The sequence below is a fragment of the Edaphobacter sp. HDX4 genome (genome assembly GCF_036877565.1).
Classification (GTDB): Bacteria; Acidobacteriota; Terriglobia; order Terriglobales; family Acidobacteriaceae; genus Edaphobacter.
Map to the genome: position 1 here is coordinate 92,250 of NZ_JAEDXW010000016.1, position 13,641 is coordinate 105,890.

Consider the following 13,641-nt stretch of genomic DNA (forward strand, 5'->3'; position numbering starts at 1 on the left):
TACTTCTAGGATAGACAACGACGACCCTTTGGGGGTGATTTTCCAGAATGATGGTTGCCTGAGGGGTTAGGTTTAGGATTAGCTCCATGAGCACTGGTGCACCCATGAGACCGCAACTTGCCTATCTGACCGAGCAACTTAATGAGCTGAAGCAGCATGGAACCTACTTCAAGCTGCGGGTTCTTGACGATGAGCAGGGGCCGGTCTGCACCTATGACGGGAGACGCGTCATCAATCTTGCGTCCAATAACTACCTGGGCCTCTGCGAGCATCCGAAGCTTCGCGAAGCTGCCATCGATGCTATTCGGAGATACGGCGTCGGTTCGGGAGCGGTGCGCACGATCGCGGGAACAATGCGAATCCACCTGGAACTGGAAGAAAAGATCGCCGCTTTCAAAGGCGTCGAGGCTTGTGTTGTCTTCCAGTCGGGGTTTACGGCGAATGCGGGTACCGTTTCGAGCCTCCTCGGTAAAGAGGATTTCATCATCTCCGACGAATTGAACCATGCCAGCATCATCGATGGTGCACGGCTTTCGCGTGCGAAGATCAAGGTCTTTCGGCATAAGGATGTGGACCATTGCGAAGAGAAGCTGAAAGAAGTCCAGAGTGAACCTGGACGCAAACTAATCATTACCGATGGCGTGTTTTCGATGGACGGAGACATTGGTCCCGTCGACAAGCTGTGTGATCTGGCCGACAGATATGGCGCCATGATGATGGTGGATGATGCGCATGCATCGGGGGTGCTGGGACGGAACGGGCGAGGCTCAGTAGATCATTTTCACTGCACCGACAGAGTGGACGTGCAGGTAGGAACATTGTCGAAGGCGATCGGAGCTTTGGGAGGATACGTATGCGGATCGAGAGATCTCATCGAATATCTCTACCATCGCGCGCGACCGTTTCTCTTCTCCACATCGCACCCGCCGTCGGTTGCAGCGACCTGCATCGCCGCCTTCGATATTCTCCAGAGTGAGCCCGAACGCATAGAACGGCTGTGGTCGAATACCCGCTACTTCAAGGAGCAGCTTGGGAAAGCGGGTTTCGATATAGGCGGGAGAACGACTCCGGCAAGTGAGACACCGATTACGCCTATCATCATCGGTGATGGAAGGGCAGCCATGGATTTTTCGCGTGCTCTCTTCGATGCCGGTCTCATGGCAACCGGAATTGCGTTCCCCACAGTGCCAGAAGGAAAAGCTCGAATCCGTACCATCATGACGAGTGAGCATACCCGCGAGCAGATTGATCAGTCGCTGGAGATTCTGACGAGTGTAGCCAGAAGGATGGGACTAGATTTAGGTTCCTAAGGAAATTAGCGAAACTAAACCAATTGGGGCGCCTTATATGATCATGCACCTTTCTCTCCGCCCGAACCACGTGTTCCTTGTTTCCTATGCATTTGCGCTGATCTTACCCGCGTGTTGTGAACAAAGGGGGCTGGCACAGATAAAACAGAGTGATAACCAACAGGTCGATATCGCTCTTCTGCCAGATGCCCCTACGGCATCAGTTCCGCAGGCCACCTCCGCACAAAGCTCGACGTCCGGTACACCACCATCGGATGCGCCGAAACAGACTTCGCGCATTCTAGGGATCATGCCGAACTTCAGCGCGGTTTCAGCGGATACCAAACTTCCTCCACAGACTTCAAAGCAGAAGTTCATCATCGCCGCGAAGAATAGCTTTGACTATTCCTCCTTTCTGATCGCTGCCGTTCAGTCCGGAGTCTCGATGGCTTCGAACTCGTATCCCGAATTCCATCAGGGAGCTGAGGGATACGGACGGTACTACTATCACACGCTGCTGGATACAGCAGATGCTAACTTCATGGTTAGCGGGGTATGGCCTGTGGTCTTCCGGCAAGACAACCGCTTCTACACGCTAGGTCATGGTAGCCTCAGCAAGCGCGCTTTCTACGCGGCAACGCGCGTTCTGGTGACGAGAAGCGACGCCGGCAACAACACCTTCAACGCGTCAGAGATCATCGGCACAGGGTCGGCCGCCGGAATCTCCACTCTCTATTACCCGGATAAATATCAGACGTGGACGAAGGTTGGTCAGCGATGGCTGACGAGCTGCATTATCGACTCAGCGAACTTTACTTTCAAAGAGTTCTGGCCCGATATCAATCGTAAAATCTTCCATACTCAATAGAAAGAGTCGTTCGGCAGTCGTCAAAAGTGTAACTTGCCTGCCACCTGAACGACACGCGGGTCTGCCGCTGTAGCCGTGATGGAGCCGAAGTTCGCAGTTCCCACGGACGCAGCGGGCTCGGCAAAGGCAGGCGTGTTGGTCACGTTGAAGACTTCGCCGCGCAGCTCGAGGACTACGCTCTCGCTGATGTGGGTGTTTTTGACAAGCCCGAGATCGAGATCTCGATAAGCTGGTCCGCGTGCAGGATCGCGAGATGCGTTACCCAGTCTGAACTGTGGCGTGATCGAGAACGCTGCGGTGTTGATAAAGTGAGCAACGGTTCTCTTGCCGGCGGGAAGGTTGGCGGGGCCCTGGATGGTCGGTCGCTGGGTTCCAAAGCCGGCAAACGCGTTGAAGTTTGTAGCCTGAATGATTGCGAACGGCATTCCGCTCTGCAAGGTAACCAGACCGTTGACATTCCATCCTCCCAATACTCTGGACAGAACTCCGGTAGATGCGTAGCGGTGACCCTGGCCGAGGGGAATAGCGTAGACGGCGGATCCCACCGTGACGTTCGGCATATCGCCGAGCGACACGTCGCGCTCGAGAGATGGATTGAAGCTGTCCGCCACAGGGTAGTTTGCGACCGGCCCGGTGAGGATGGAAGAGTCGAATACGGAAGACGCATCGTCCATAAGCTTCGAGTGTGTGTAGCTTAGCGTCGCCGTCAGACCGTAGCTTGTGCGCTTTTGAACCTTCAGTTCGGCCGCGTTGTAGTTAGTCCGTCCGGTGTTGTTGCGGAAGGCAGATACGGTGAGGAAGCGCGGGTAGGGCTTCATAAGCTGCGCTACGGAGATAGTTCTGCCTCCAATAGAAGACGATGCGGGAATCTTCTCATAGAAGGGGTTATCCGTCGTCTCCGTCAACGCGGAGCCCTGAGCAAGCTGGTCTGCAGTCAGCTGATTCAGGTTCGTGTCGGGAATACCGACCCGAGTGATGACGGAGCCGGTATATGCAATTTCAACGGTCAGGTCGGGAGTGAGCTCATGCTGGATCGCGAGGTTCCATTGCTGCACATAGCCGGAGCCAAGCTTCCGGTTGACCGTGAATACACCTTGGCCGAGACCTGCGTTTGCATCGAGCGCAATGGGTGCGACCGACGGACCGCTCGAGAGCACAAATGCTGGATGGATGCTGTCAAGCGTGGCTTGCTGGACAGTTTGAAGGAACGGAAACTGCGGGTTTGTGAAGGGCGTTGTGATGCCTGTCTGCTCGATAAACGTCAAACCGTAGCTCGACCGCACGACGGTCTTTGGAGTGACCATGTAGCTGAAGCCCAACCGCGGACCGAAGTTGCCGTAGTGCAGCTCACGTGCAGAACGCGGAAAACCGGCCTTGCCGAGGTACTGGTACTGCTGCGTCGCCAGATTGAAGACGGCACCCTGGTCGTGTGCCTCGGTCGAAGGAAAGTTCAGGGTCCATCGCAAACCGGCGTTAACGGTAAGACCGGGAGTTGCCTTCCAATCATCCTGGATGAAAAATTCCGCGATGTGCGCTCGCGGCCGAATCGTACTGTTCTGTAGATCGATAGAAAAATTATTCACCTGTCCGAGCAGAAAGCTGGCGAGAGAACTGCCGGAATTCGTCACTCCTGCCTGATTCGTGAACAGTGTTGAGAACCCGAAGTTTCCAGTCGGATTGGGGGGCTGTACGGCATCCAGATGTTCCCAGCGCAGATCGATTCCGGCTTTGAGGGCGTGTTTTCCCTGAACCCGCGACACCATGTCGAAGACCTGCGTGACATTGGTGGAGAAGTTGGAGAAGGTGCTGGAGGAAGAACCAAGTTGGGTGATGCCTGCGATTGCAAAGATCGGCAGTGCATTATTGAAGGCCGCGTTGGAAGGCAGGCCCGGGATGCCGAGCGCTTCGGAAGCCGTTCCTGCAACGGATGCACCTGCGCGGCTTAGGGCACGACGTGTATAGCCAAACCGGGCTTCATTGAAGGTACGGGGGTTGAAGCTGTGAATCTCGTTTGCGACATACTGCTGGCCGAGAGTTCGGGATAAGCCTGTGACATTGCCCGTCGACAGGATGGTTCCGCTGATGACTCCGCTGCCATCCGGTAAGGGCGTGACTGGCTGCTCCACGTCGTGGAAGTAGGTGTAGCGGGCGAAGGCGTGGTCGTTTGCAGTCAGCTCTGCATCGAGCCGGATGTCGAACTGATTCTGATGGTCGACGTCGTTGCCGATACGAACGTAGTTGTTCGTAGCGGCGGAGCTGGTAGGTAAGGGGTAGCGGGCGAGTAGAGCGAGAGCGGCGGAGTCGGCACGGTTGATGGGGATGGTGTCGTTCGGAAATTCGGTGCGAGAAAAGCTCGATCCGCTGGATACCGTAGAGGAGGGGTCGTAGATGTGCGTAGGTCCGAAGTTGAAGCCGGCTGTAGGATTGCCGTTTGCGTCTGGATGTCCTCGTTGGGCAAGTGTAGGTACGGTGCTGGTGCGGACCACTCCTACGGCCTGATTGGTTCCCTGGTAATCGGTGAAGAAGAAGAGGTGGCGCGGAAGTAACGGGCCCCCAAGGGCGGCGCCGTACTGGTTGCGGCGGAAGAGAGGTTTGCGCGATGTCGCGGGAGTGAAGTAGTTCCTTGCGTTCAGTACCTCGTTGCGGAGAAAGTCGTAGATTTCTCCATGCAAGGCACTGGTGCCAGCTTTGGTGGTCAGGTTGACGACGCCTCCGTTGAAGCGGCCAAACTCCGCCGAGATACCACTGGACATGATTGCGAACTCGTCTATGTCGTCGATGATGGGAAAGAATGCAACCTGGCCCGGTTCCGGCTGGAGTGCAGAGACACCATCGTAGAGATACTCGTTCGTGCGAGGGCGGCCGCCGTTGATACGAGGGAGAAGGGTGCCGGGAGGGAGCGACACTCCAGGAATAAGAGTTGTCAGCGAGATGACATTGCGCCCATTGAGCGGAAGTGCGGTGATGCTTGTGCTTCCGATAACCGTCGTCAGAGCACCTGATTCTGTCGTCAGAAGCGACGCATCGGCATTGACGTTTACGACTTCGTCGCTAGCGCCTGGCTGCAGGGTCAGGTCAAGGCGTTCTCGCTGGCCGGTCTGGATCTCCACCCCGGAGCGGACAAGGGTTACAAATCCGGGAGCGGTTACTCGTACGGTGTAGACTCCTGGACGCAGCGATGCGACTGCGTAGTTTCCAGAGGAGGTGCTTTCGGTCGTTACGCTCACTCCGGCGGCGGCCTGCGAGGAGATAGCGATACTGGCATTGCTTACGACAGCTCCACTTTTATCCGTAATGGAACCCGCGATGTCACCGCTGCCACTTTGCGCCAGAAGGCTGGTAGCGATCAGGGGCAAGAGCAGGCCGAGCGAAAGGAGACATCGGGGAAAAAGTCGCATAACGAAAATATACGATAATTGTTATACGAAAATATGCGATTGCGGGAGATGGAGATGGAGATGGAGATGGAGATAAAGGCTGCTGTTCTCGGTCTGCCACGCTACACTTCTAAGTGGCGTAGCCGATCTGTACGATTCGAGGTGTCATATTCCTAACCCGGACTCATTGCTGAAGCCTCGTGAAGCCGCAGTGGAGCTTGGCCTGAGCTATCCAACTATCAAACAGTGGATTCTTACGGGAAAGCTGACCAGCGTCAAGACCCCCGGCGGACATCACCTGATCCCACGCACCGCCCTGGCTGCTTTTCTGAAGAGCCGTCCGGAGGCGAAAGAGAAGCGCGATCGCTTTCAAAAGGTGAGCGGCCGGAATCAACTGGTGGGAACGATTATCGAGGTAAAGGTCGAAGGCCTGCTGGCGAAGGTGGTGCTTGCGATAGGAGATCAGCAGATAACCTCCATCATTACTGCCGATGCTGTTCGCGAGATGAAGCTTCGCAAGGGAGAGACGGCAGCGGCTCTTATGAAGTCGACCGAGGTGATGATTACTCGGGTCTAGCTTTACTTATGCCTGATAGACGATCTTGCCTTCGCAGATGGTGTAGCGAACCTGGCCGAGCATCGGGGAGCCATCGAACGGAGTGTTTCGAGACTTCGATCGGGAAGCTTCCGCGGTGAACGTCCACTCTGTGCCAGCGTCGAAGATCACGATGTCGGCGAAGTGATCTGGACCCAGTGTTCCGCGTCCAGCCAGCGAGACGATTCGGGCAGGAGCAGTGCTCATCAGATCGACAATGCGCGGCAGAGGAAGGCTGTTCTCCCGGTGGAGGACACGCAGCGCGAGGCCAAGAGCCGTCTCCAGTCCTGTGATGCCATTGGGTGCGCGCTCAAACTCCTGCTTTTTCTCGAAAGCCGCGTGCGGAGCATGATCTGTGGCGATGCAGTCGGCGGTTCCATCCAGTAACGCCTCGATCATCTTAATTCGATCAAGTTCAGAGCGTAGAGGTGGATTCATCTTGGTATGGGTATCGTAGTCGCCGACGGCCTCTTCATTGAGAGCGAAGTGATGCGGTGCGATTTCGCAGGTGACGTGAAGGTCTTCGCGCTTAGCAAGTCGAATCGCGTGAATGGCACGTGCGGTTGACACATGTTGTACGTGAAGGTGCGGCCGTAGACCCTCTGTCCGCTCTATGTCACGCAGAAGCTGTATGTCGCGCTCGACGATGCGTGCTTCGGCCTCGACCGGCATACCGCGAAGACCGAGGCGGAATGCCATCGACCCGGCATTCATGCTGCAGCCGCCCGTCAGCCGGGTATCCTCCGCATGCTGCGAGACCGGGACCTCGGCTCGCGCCGCAGCGATGAGCGCGGCGTGCATCATCTCATCTTCGAGTATCGGTTTACCGTCATCGGTGAAGCCGACGGCACCTGCTTGGCGGAGGGCTTCGAAGTCCGTAAGCTTCTCACCCATACTGCCTACCGTCGCCGCAGGCATTGCGAAGAGCTTTACAAGCGAACCTCGCTGAGCGTCGAGCATCCACTCCAGCTTTGCAACCGTGTCGTTTACTGGAAGGGTGTTGGGCATAGCTACGACGGAGGTGTAACCACCGGCAGCCGCCGCCGCTGTGCCTGTCGCGATGGTTTCTTTGTAGGTTTGCCCCGGCTCGCGCAGGTGTACGTGAATATCAACCAGACCGGGGGCAACAATTAATCCACTGGCATCAATGGTCTGGGCGACCTCGACGCTACCAAGCGCTCCTGGCGTTTCGATGGCAACGACTCTGCCATTCCGGAGGAGAAGATCCCGAGGAGCATCGATCTGGTTGGAGGGGTCGATCAGGCGCCCGTTGAGGATAAGAATATCGCTCATGCAGTCACACCTTCGAAGCTCCCTGCCCCCAGGGCTCGGATGAGTAATGCTGAACGGACGGCGAAGCCGTGCGCTACCTGTTCTTCAATGGCAGAGTTACGCCCGTCCGCCACTTCGTCTGAGATCTCCAGGCCCCGAATCATGGGACCGGGATGGAGGACCACAGCGGAAGGTGCAGCGGTTGTAAGCCTTCCACTGTTCAATTGATAACTCTGAATGTAGTGGCTGAGATCAAGTTCCATGCCTGCGAGGCGTTCCTTCTGAATCCGAAGCATCATTACGACCTGAGACTCTGCCAACGCTCGATCGAAGTCGCGTTCAATCTCGATTCCGGGCCCAAGATCGCGTGCCTCCTCGGGGAGAAGCCCTGGAGGGCCACAGAGCAAAACACGTGCTCCGAGTCTTGGCAGGAGCATGGCGTTCGATCGCGCTACCCTGCTGTGGAAGATATCTCCAGTTATCGTGACGGTGATTCCAGCGAGAGAATGCTCTGTAACCGATTCGGCGCGATTAGCGCCATGGAGACGAGTAAGGATGGTGCGAAGGTCGAGTAAAGCCTGAGAGGGATGCTCGTGCATCCCATCACCGGCGTTCAGGACGGGTAGACCCGTCTCGCGCGCCAATACAAATGGAGCACCGGAGGCTGAGTGCCGAAGGATAATGGACTCGGCTCCCAAGGCACGTAAGGTGAGGCCGGTATCTTTGAGGCTCTCACCCTTCTCGATGGACGAGGATTTGTCGCTGACGAGGGTAGTCGTCGCGCCAAGGGATTTCGCAGCCAGTTCAAATGAGGTGCGAGTTCTCGTGCTCGATTCGTAGAAGAGAAGTGCAATTGTACGACCCCGCAGGATACAGGTGCGCTCGGCGGAACTAAGGGCGGCGACTCTTGCAGTCTCTGAAAGAATTGCTGATACTTCCGCTACTGAGAGATGATTCACACTCAGCAGGGAGCCTCGAGCATATTTCGATTGAAGTGCGGTCGTCTGTGTTGCTCTTGGCATTGGTTGGATCAGTCCACCCGCTCAACGAGAAGCACCTGTTCCTGTCCGTCAACCTCATTCAGCTTAACTTCGATGATCTCGCGGCTCGAGGTTGGGATGGAACGACCGGTGTAGGTCGCTTCGATGGGAAGTTCCCGGTGACCCCGGTCGATAAGCGTGAGCAATTGCACGCTCTTAGGGCGACCGTGGTCAAAAAGTGCATCGAGTGCGGCGCGGATCGTGCGGCCGGTGTAGAGAACATCATCTACCAGAACAATGTCGCGACCGGTTACGTCGAAGCCGATGGATCCCGGCGCGACGGTAGGCCGCGGTCCACTGGTGGACAGATCGTCACGATAGAAACTGATATCGAGGACGCCGCTGTCGATGGCATGCTTTTCAATCTTTTCAATCATCGCCGCCAGACGCTGAGCCAGCGGAACGCCGCGACGTTTGATCCCTACGAGCCCCAGATTGTCGCCGCCATTGTTCTTTTCGACGATCTCGTGCGCCAGGCGCACCAGGGTTCGCTCAATCTCCGAGGCCGACATCAAGCGGCCTTTTTCTCGAATCTTCGGTTTGCCGATTTCCAGATCTGCACTCATAGGCTTCCCGCTGATGATATCAGGGAGCCCGGCTCCTGTTCGATCGCCGACCGTTGACCTAGCTCCTGCGGGTTCGCAGCAAGCCGCCGATTGCTCCCCCGATGGTAGACATAAATACAACCAGTCCTGCCAGCATGGAGAAGCCTGCCAGCATGATGCCCGCTTTGAATTCAGGAGAGTTGATGTACCGCATGATCTCGGCCGATTGCGGATTGGCGGCAGCGGCTTTTTCTATCTGGGCATGAAGCTCGGCGTCGAAGGCTCCCATATTGTGCAGGCCAAAACGAGCGACCAACCCGGCAATCGCCATGGAGACTCCGATGGAGGCGATCAGAGTAAGTCCCACCAGAACCCCAATCCTGGCACCAACGCCGGCGTCCATGCGTGCCTGGGGACGTCTGCGTTGATAGATGCTGAGGGCGACCACAGAGGCGCTGACGGTCCAGAGCCAACTGACGAAGGAGAAGCCCGGAATCCGGGTCGACGCCACGCTGAGAGCGCCCGCGACAAGTGCCACCAGGAGGGCACACAGAACCGCTGTCTTCCAGTCAATTTGCTGGGGATGGGGTGGAGGGAGGGCGCCTGTAGAGTTTTCCGGAACTCCTCCCTCGGCTTCCGCTCCCTCAGACAGGTAGATCTGGGGAGCTCCGCAATGGGGACAAAATGGGGAGGCGTCTTCGCCAGAAGCTAGCTCTTCCTCGCATCGATGGCAAAACGCTTGCATAAGTCCAAACTATCCCAGCCACAATCCTGCTGCAAGCCGCGACCCAGCTTATTGACGCTGATCGGGATCCGCGCCGCCGACCGAAAGATTGCCTGGAAGGTCCAGCACGACCAGGCCGAACTTGGTTCCGGAGTTCTCAGAGTCGATTGCGACGATTCGTTGATGTTGTTTCGATCCGACTTTGAACTCGGTCTTGCCACTTGCGTCCGTGTCGGTCTCAACGTGTTTATTGTCTCCGTCCGAGCAGGTCAATCCTTGATCCGTTTCGGTCGGCTCTCCTACGGCTTTGTCATGATTGCATTGGATTACCGTTCCGTACCTTTTCATGGCGTTCCGATAGAAGTCAGATACTTTTTCAGGAGAATCAGGAGTTCTGTAGCTAGCCGCTTTTACCCGTAGCTGAAACCTGCCAAAACTGAGGTTAACGTCAGCCGATCCGTTATTCTTGTCCTTCTTCACAAGCTGGGCGCCTGGATAGATCGGAAGTCCCATTCCGGCGATCTCTTGCTTGTCGCTGGTCTTTACCTCTAGCCCCCCGAAGGGCGTGGCGACTTTCACGTTCTTATTGTCGCCATGCTCATCCGTTGCTATACGGCATCCGCACATGAGGGCCGTCATGAGAATCGCCCCTCCAACACTTACTCGTTTTGGGCTCATCGCTTGTCTGTCTGCCTTTCCTCAAGAACCATACGCTGTGTGGCTTTGCGAAGTTCCTCAGCCCACACGATCTGCATGACGCGATGGCCGGGAACGCAATTATGGAGAAGACATGATCTCGGGTTCGATCTGGAAGATCTGCGGTGCTTCGAGACAAGGGGAGGATACAGGAAGGGCCCTCGAAAGCGGATCAGGAAATGAAATCTTATGGTTAAGATACCTGTGCTGTCCTATACTTAGAGCGGGCAGGAGTTCGTCTTCTGGAGCGCTAGCATGACGCAGCACCAGACAATCCGAAGCAAAACGTCATCTTCCGGGGCCGAGATTCCGGACAAGTTGTACTTCCGTATCGGGGAAGTCTCCCGGCTCTGTGACGTACCTGCTTATGTTCTTCGTTTCTGGGAGAGTGAGTTCCCGCAGTTGAAGCCACATAAGGGGGGAACCGGCCAGAGGCTGTACCGCCGACGCGACGTTGAGACCGTGCTGCACATCAAGTCTCTGCTGTATGACGAGGGTTACACGATCTCCGGCGCGCGCCAGTTCCTTAAAACTGAGCAGAAGCAAAGGGCTCCGCAACTCGCACTGGACATAGAGGGTGGACGGGCCGACGCCTCCACGCAACAGCTTCGCCGGCTGCAGAAAGAGATGCGGGAGCTGCTTGCGTTTCTGTCCCGGTCTCCAGCCCGCCCTGCAGTCCAGAGCATTCGCTCTCCCCGCATCTCTACTTCGCGTCACGCGAGTCCCAGCGAAGACCTATTCCATCCCGAAACAGAGCTGTAGGCTCTCGGTGAGGCGGAAGCAACTATAGAGACAGAATTTGCGCCAGGATCGCCATCTCAGTGATCGCTGGAGGGGTGGCGTTCTCATAGTGCGATCCAGCCGGCGTGGATTGCCCAGAGAGAGGCGCTTGCAACAACAACCCAGAGGGCGATGCCCTGAAGCATAGGCCGAAGACCTACCTGGCGCAAAGTGCTGCGTGAGATCCCCGTCCCGATCAGGAATAGCACGACCGTCAATCCGGAACGGCCTAAGCGATTCAGGTCCTGGAATGCAGCAGCAGTTGACGGCAGATGCTGAGGTAGGTACGTCGCTACGACCGCTGCCACGCAAAACAGAAAGATGAACCACGGTAACTGTATGCGTGCCCTGCTCTTCCGCAGACCCGCTGTTGCAACGGCTAATGGCACGATCCACAATGCGCGGGCGAGCTTCACCGTCGTTCCAACCGCCAGAGCTACCGGCCCGTACTTCGCTCCGGCACCGACGACAGAACTGGTGTCGTGAATGGCAAGAGCAGCCCACAGCCCGAACTGCGTCTGAGACATGTGTAGACTCCATCCGATAAGAGGAAAGAGCAAAAGAGCGACGGAGTTGAGAACAAAGACTGTACCCAGAGAGACTGCCATCTCTTCCTCGTTGGCATCGAGGACCGGCCCCAGCGCGGCGACGGCACTTCCTCCGCAGATTGCAGTTCCTGCACTTATGAGCAAGGACTGAGTTTTTTCTACCCCGAGCAATCTGCCGAGAAGGAGCCCAAGGCTAAGGGCGAAGGTAATACTGATTGCAGTGTAGGTGAATCCTGCTCGACCCGCATGAGCCACTTCACCCAGATTCATGCCAAACCCGAGGCAGACCACCGCGGCCTGAAGGAGGAACCTTGAGAGTTGCTGGCTCTCGAAATGATAGGGGTGTTTGACGGTCAGCCCGAAAGCTAATCCCAAGGCGAGCGAGAAGGGTGGTCCCACAACACCGCTGGCTGCCAGAATAATGCCGATAAAGAAGATGTTCTTAACCATTGCCTCTTTAGGCTCGGTCTTTTCTATTGCCGGGTCGAGACTTCGTTTTCTATTGGTGATAATTAAAATCTATCGCTACCAATCGTAGGATCTTTACGATCCACTATGTGGAGCCGCGGCCGCCTTTGCGAACGGTTGGAAGGCGGCTACGGGCCCGGTGAGCTCCACCCCTGCAGCCCATGCAAAACGAAACTCTCGCATGATTTTGAGATCTGCGACTTGTACGACGCGTAGCGTTCCCAGACGTACGGATCTCCTTACAGCCCAGCGGGACACGAATCCAACTCCAAGACCTGCTTCGACGGCTGAAAGAATTGCTTCGGTCGAGTCCAGTTCCATGGCGATCTCCAGGGTCTTGAGTGATGTCCCGAGAGCTTTGAGAGCCCGCTCGACTACCCTGCGGGAGCCTGAACCGCGTTCCCGCATGAGCAGGGGGACGGTAACAAGTTCTGCAGGAGGGATCGGTGCTTTCCGTTGCGCCCACTCATGTGTAGGGTTCACGACCAAAACCAACTCGTCTGGCGCCATGAGTTCGGTCTTGAGATCGCGCCGCATGGCTGGACCCTCAATCATTCCGAGCGCCACTCGTCCGGATGCTGCAGCTTCAGCTATTTGTTCCGTGTTGCCACTGATCAGTGAAAGCCGCACGTGGGGATATTGCTTGAGAAAGGCTCCAAGGATTCGCGGCAGAAGGTACTGTGCAATCGTGGTGGAGGCTCCCAGCTTGAGCTCTCCAGAGATCTCGTGATTCAGAGCAGCAATTGCACCTTCAGCCTCAGCCATCAGTGCCGCCACGCGCTGAGCATATTGCAGCAGAATGCGGCCAGCCTCAGTCAGGGCTATCTGCGTACCGCGAGCATTTCCGCCAGCTCTGTCGAAGAGCTGCACTCCGGCTTCCTGTTCGAGGGTTCGTATCTGCTGACTTACTGCAGGCTGGCTCAGGTGGAGGACTTCTGCCGCCTTGCGGAAGCTCATCACTTCGGCCACTGTACGAAAGACCTTCAGTCGGAAGTTCTCCATCTATTCTCCAGAGGTGTAGACAGTTCGTTTCTAAAGGATAAGTGTAGGAGGGCGTCTTGCCGTAGCGGACTAGCGGGCATCGCGCCCAGCAGAGAATGAACTCATCATAAAAACAGCGCGTTTTGAGGGTGAAGGACATTGACGGCATAAGCGAGGACTGTGATAGCATCCCCCTTTCGCTGGGGCGACAACCGTCCAGGCGGTGTGAGAGTGGTTGTCTTTGCCGGCGAGATGCACTAAGGCTTTGCGCAACGCGATGTGAACGAGCAGAAGTAGGTGCCTCCGGGGTGGATATGGAAGGCAGACCGACGATGTCAGTAAAAATTCAATCTCCGATGCAGGCTGAGCATTGCCGCCAACTAAAGTTTCCTGTGCTGTGTAGTCCCGCCCGGGCTGCCCTGTCAGTGGAGGTGGTGGTTCCAACATCTTTTGCACAA

12 protein-coding genes are annotated in these 13,641 nt (G+C 56.4%); 4 read left to right on the plus strand and 8 right to left on the minus strand.

The window, feature by feature from the left end; all coding sequences use genetic code 11:
• The first annotated feature begins 86 nt into the window (after window positions 1-86).
• Together JAO29_RS15735 and JAO29_RS15740 are read left to right on the plus strand one after the other, a co-directional pair.
• Entirely contained in the window at window positions 87-1,310 is a 1,224-nt protein-coding gene (locus tag JAO29_RS15735; RefSeq protein WP_334269199.1) for a glycine C-acetyltransferase, read from the plus strand.
• Window positions 1,311-1,599: 289 nt separating this feature from the next.
• Window positions 1,600-2,157: a hypothetical protein gene (locus JAO29_RS15740; protein ID WP_334269200.1), complete on the plus strand. Its 558-nt coding sequence runs from the start codon at window positions 1,600-1,602 to the stop codon at window positions 2,155-2,157.
• A gap of 20 nt (window positions 2,158-2,177) precedes the next feature.
• Here the strand turns inward: JAO29_RS15740 and JAO29_RS15745 are convergent, their stop codons facing one another.
• Window positions 2,178-5,555 carry a TonB-dependent receptor gene (locus JAO29_RS15745; RefSeq protein WP_334269201.1) on the minus strand — a complete coding sequence of 1,126 codons (3,378 nt, stop codon included), beginning with the start codon at window positions 5,553-5,555 and terminating at the stop codon, window positions 2,178-2,180.
• Between the two features lie 166 nt (window positions 5,556-5,721).
• Between JAO29_RS15745 and JAO29_RS15750 the strand changes: the two genes are divergently transcribed.
• Window positions 5,722-6,111, plus strand: coding sequence for a TOBE domain-containing protein (locus tag JAO29_RS15750; protein ID WP_334269202.1), 390 nt, complete (start codon window positions 5,722-5,724; stop codon window positions 6,109-6,111).
• A gap of 6 nt (window positions 6,112-6,117) precedes the next feature.
• Here JAO29_RS15750 and JAO29_RS15755 read toward each other — a convergent pair whose 3' ends face one another.
• From JAO29_RS15755 to JAO29_RS15775, 5 genes are all read right to left on the minus strand, one after another.
• Complete coding sequence (locus tag JAO29_RS15755) at window positions 6,118-7,422, minus strand: dihydroorotase (protein ID WP_334269203.1); 1,305 nt, start codon at window positions 7,420-7,422, stop codon at window positions 6,118-6,120.
• Complete coding sequence (locus tag JAO29_RS15760; protein ID WP_334269204.1) at window positions 7,419-8,423, minus strand: aspartate carbamoyltransferase catalytic subunit; 1,005 nt, start codon at window positions 8,421-8,423, stop codon at window positions 7,419-7,421. Before JAO29_RS15760 ends, JAO29_RS15755 begins: the two co-directional genes overlap by 4 nt.
• A gap of 8 nt (window positions 8,424-8,431) precedes the next feature.
• On the minus strand, window positions 8,432-9,007 hold the full coding sequence (pyrR, locus tag JAO29_RS15765; RefSeq protein WP_334269205.1) for a bifunctional pyr operon transcriptional regulator/uracil phosphoribosyltransferase PyrR: 576 nt from the start codon (window positions 9,005-9,007) through the stop codon (window positions 8,432-8,434).
• Window positions 9,008-9,065: 58 nt separating this feature from the next.
• Window positions 9,066-9,524 carry a hypothetical protein gene (locus tag JAO29_RS15770; protein ID WP_334269206.1) on the minus strand — a complete coding sequence of 153 codons (459 nt, stop codon included), beginning with the start codon at window positions 9,522-9,524 and terminating at the stop codon, window positions 9,066-9,068.
• Between the two features lie 255 nt (window positions 9,525-9,779).
• A complete protein-coding gene (locus JAO29_RS15775) occupies window positions 9,780-10,349 on the minus strand; it encodes a hypothetical protein (RefSeq protein WP_334269207.1) in 570 nt (189 codons plus the stop codon).
• Window positions 10,350-10,661: 312 nt separating this feature from the next.
• Between JAO29_RS15775 and JAO29_RS15780 the strand changes: the two genes are divergently transcribed.
• Complete coding sequence (locus tag JAO29_RS15780; RefSeq protein ID WP_334269208.1) at window positions 10,662-11,168, plus strand: MerR family transcriptional regulator; 507 nt, start codon at window positions 10,662-10,664, stop codon at window positions 11,166-11,168.
• An 83-nt stretch (window positions 11,169-11,251) separates the two neighbouring features.
• Here JAO29_RS15780 and JAO29_RS15785 read toward each other — a convergent pair whose 3' ends face one another.
• Both JAO29_RS15785 and JAO29_RS15790 read right to left on the minus strand, forming a co-directional pair.
• Window positions 11,252-12,184 (minus strand): YeiH family protein, encoded by a 933-nt coding sequence (locus JAO29_RS15785; protein WP_334269209.1) that lies wholly within the window; start codon window positions 12,182-12,184, stop codon window positions 11,252-11,254.
• A gap of 93 nt (window positions 12,185-12,277) precedes the next feature.
• A complete protein-coding gene (locus JAO29_RS15790) occupies window positions 12,278-13,204 on the minus strand; it encodes a LysR substrate-binding domain-containing protein (protein WP_334269210.1) in 927 nt (308 codons plus the stop codon).
• Window positions 13,205-13,641 lie beyond the last annotated feature (437 nt).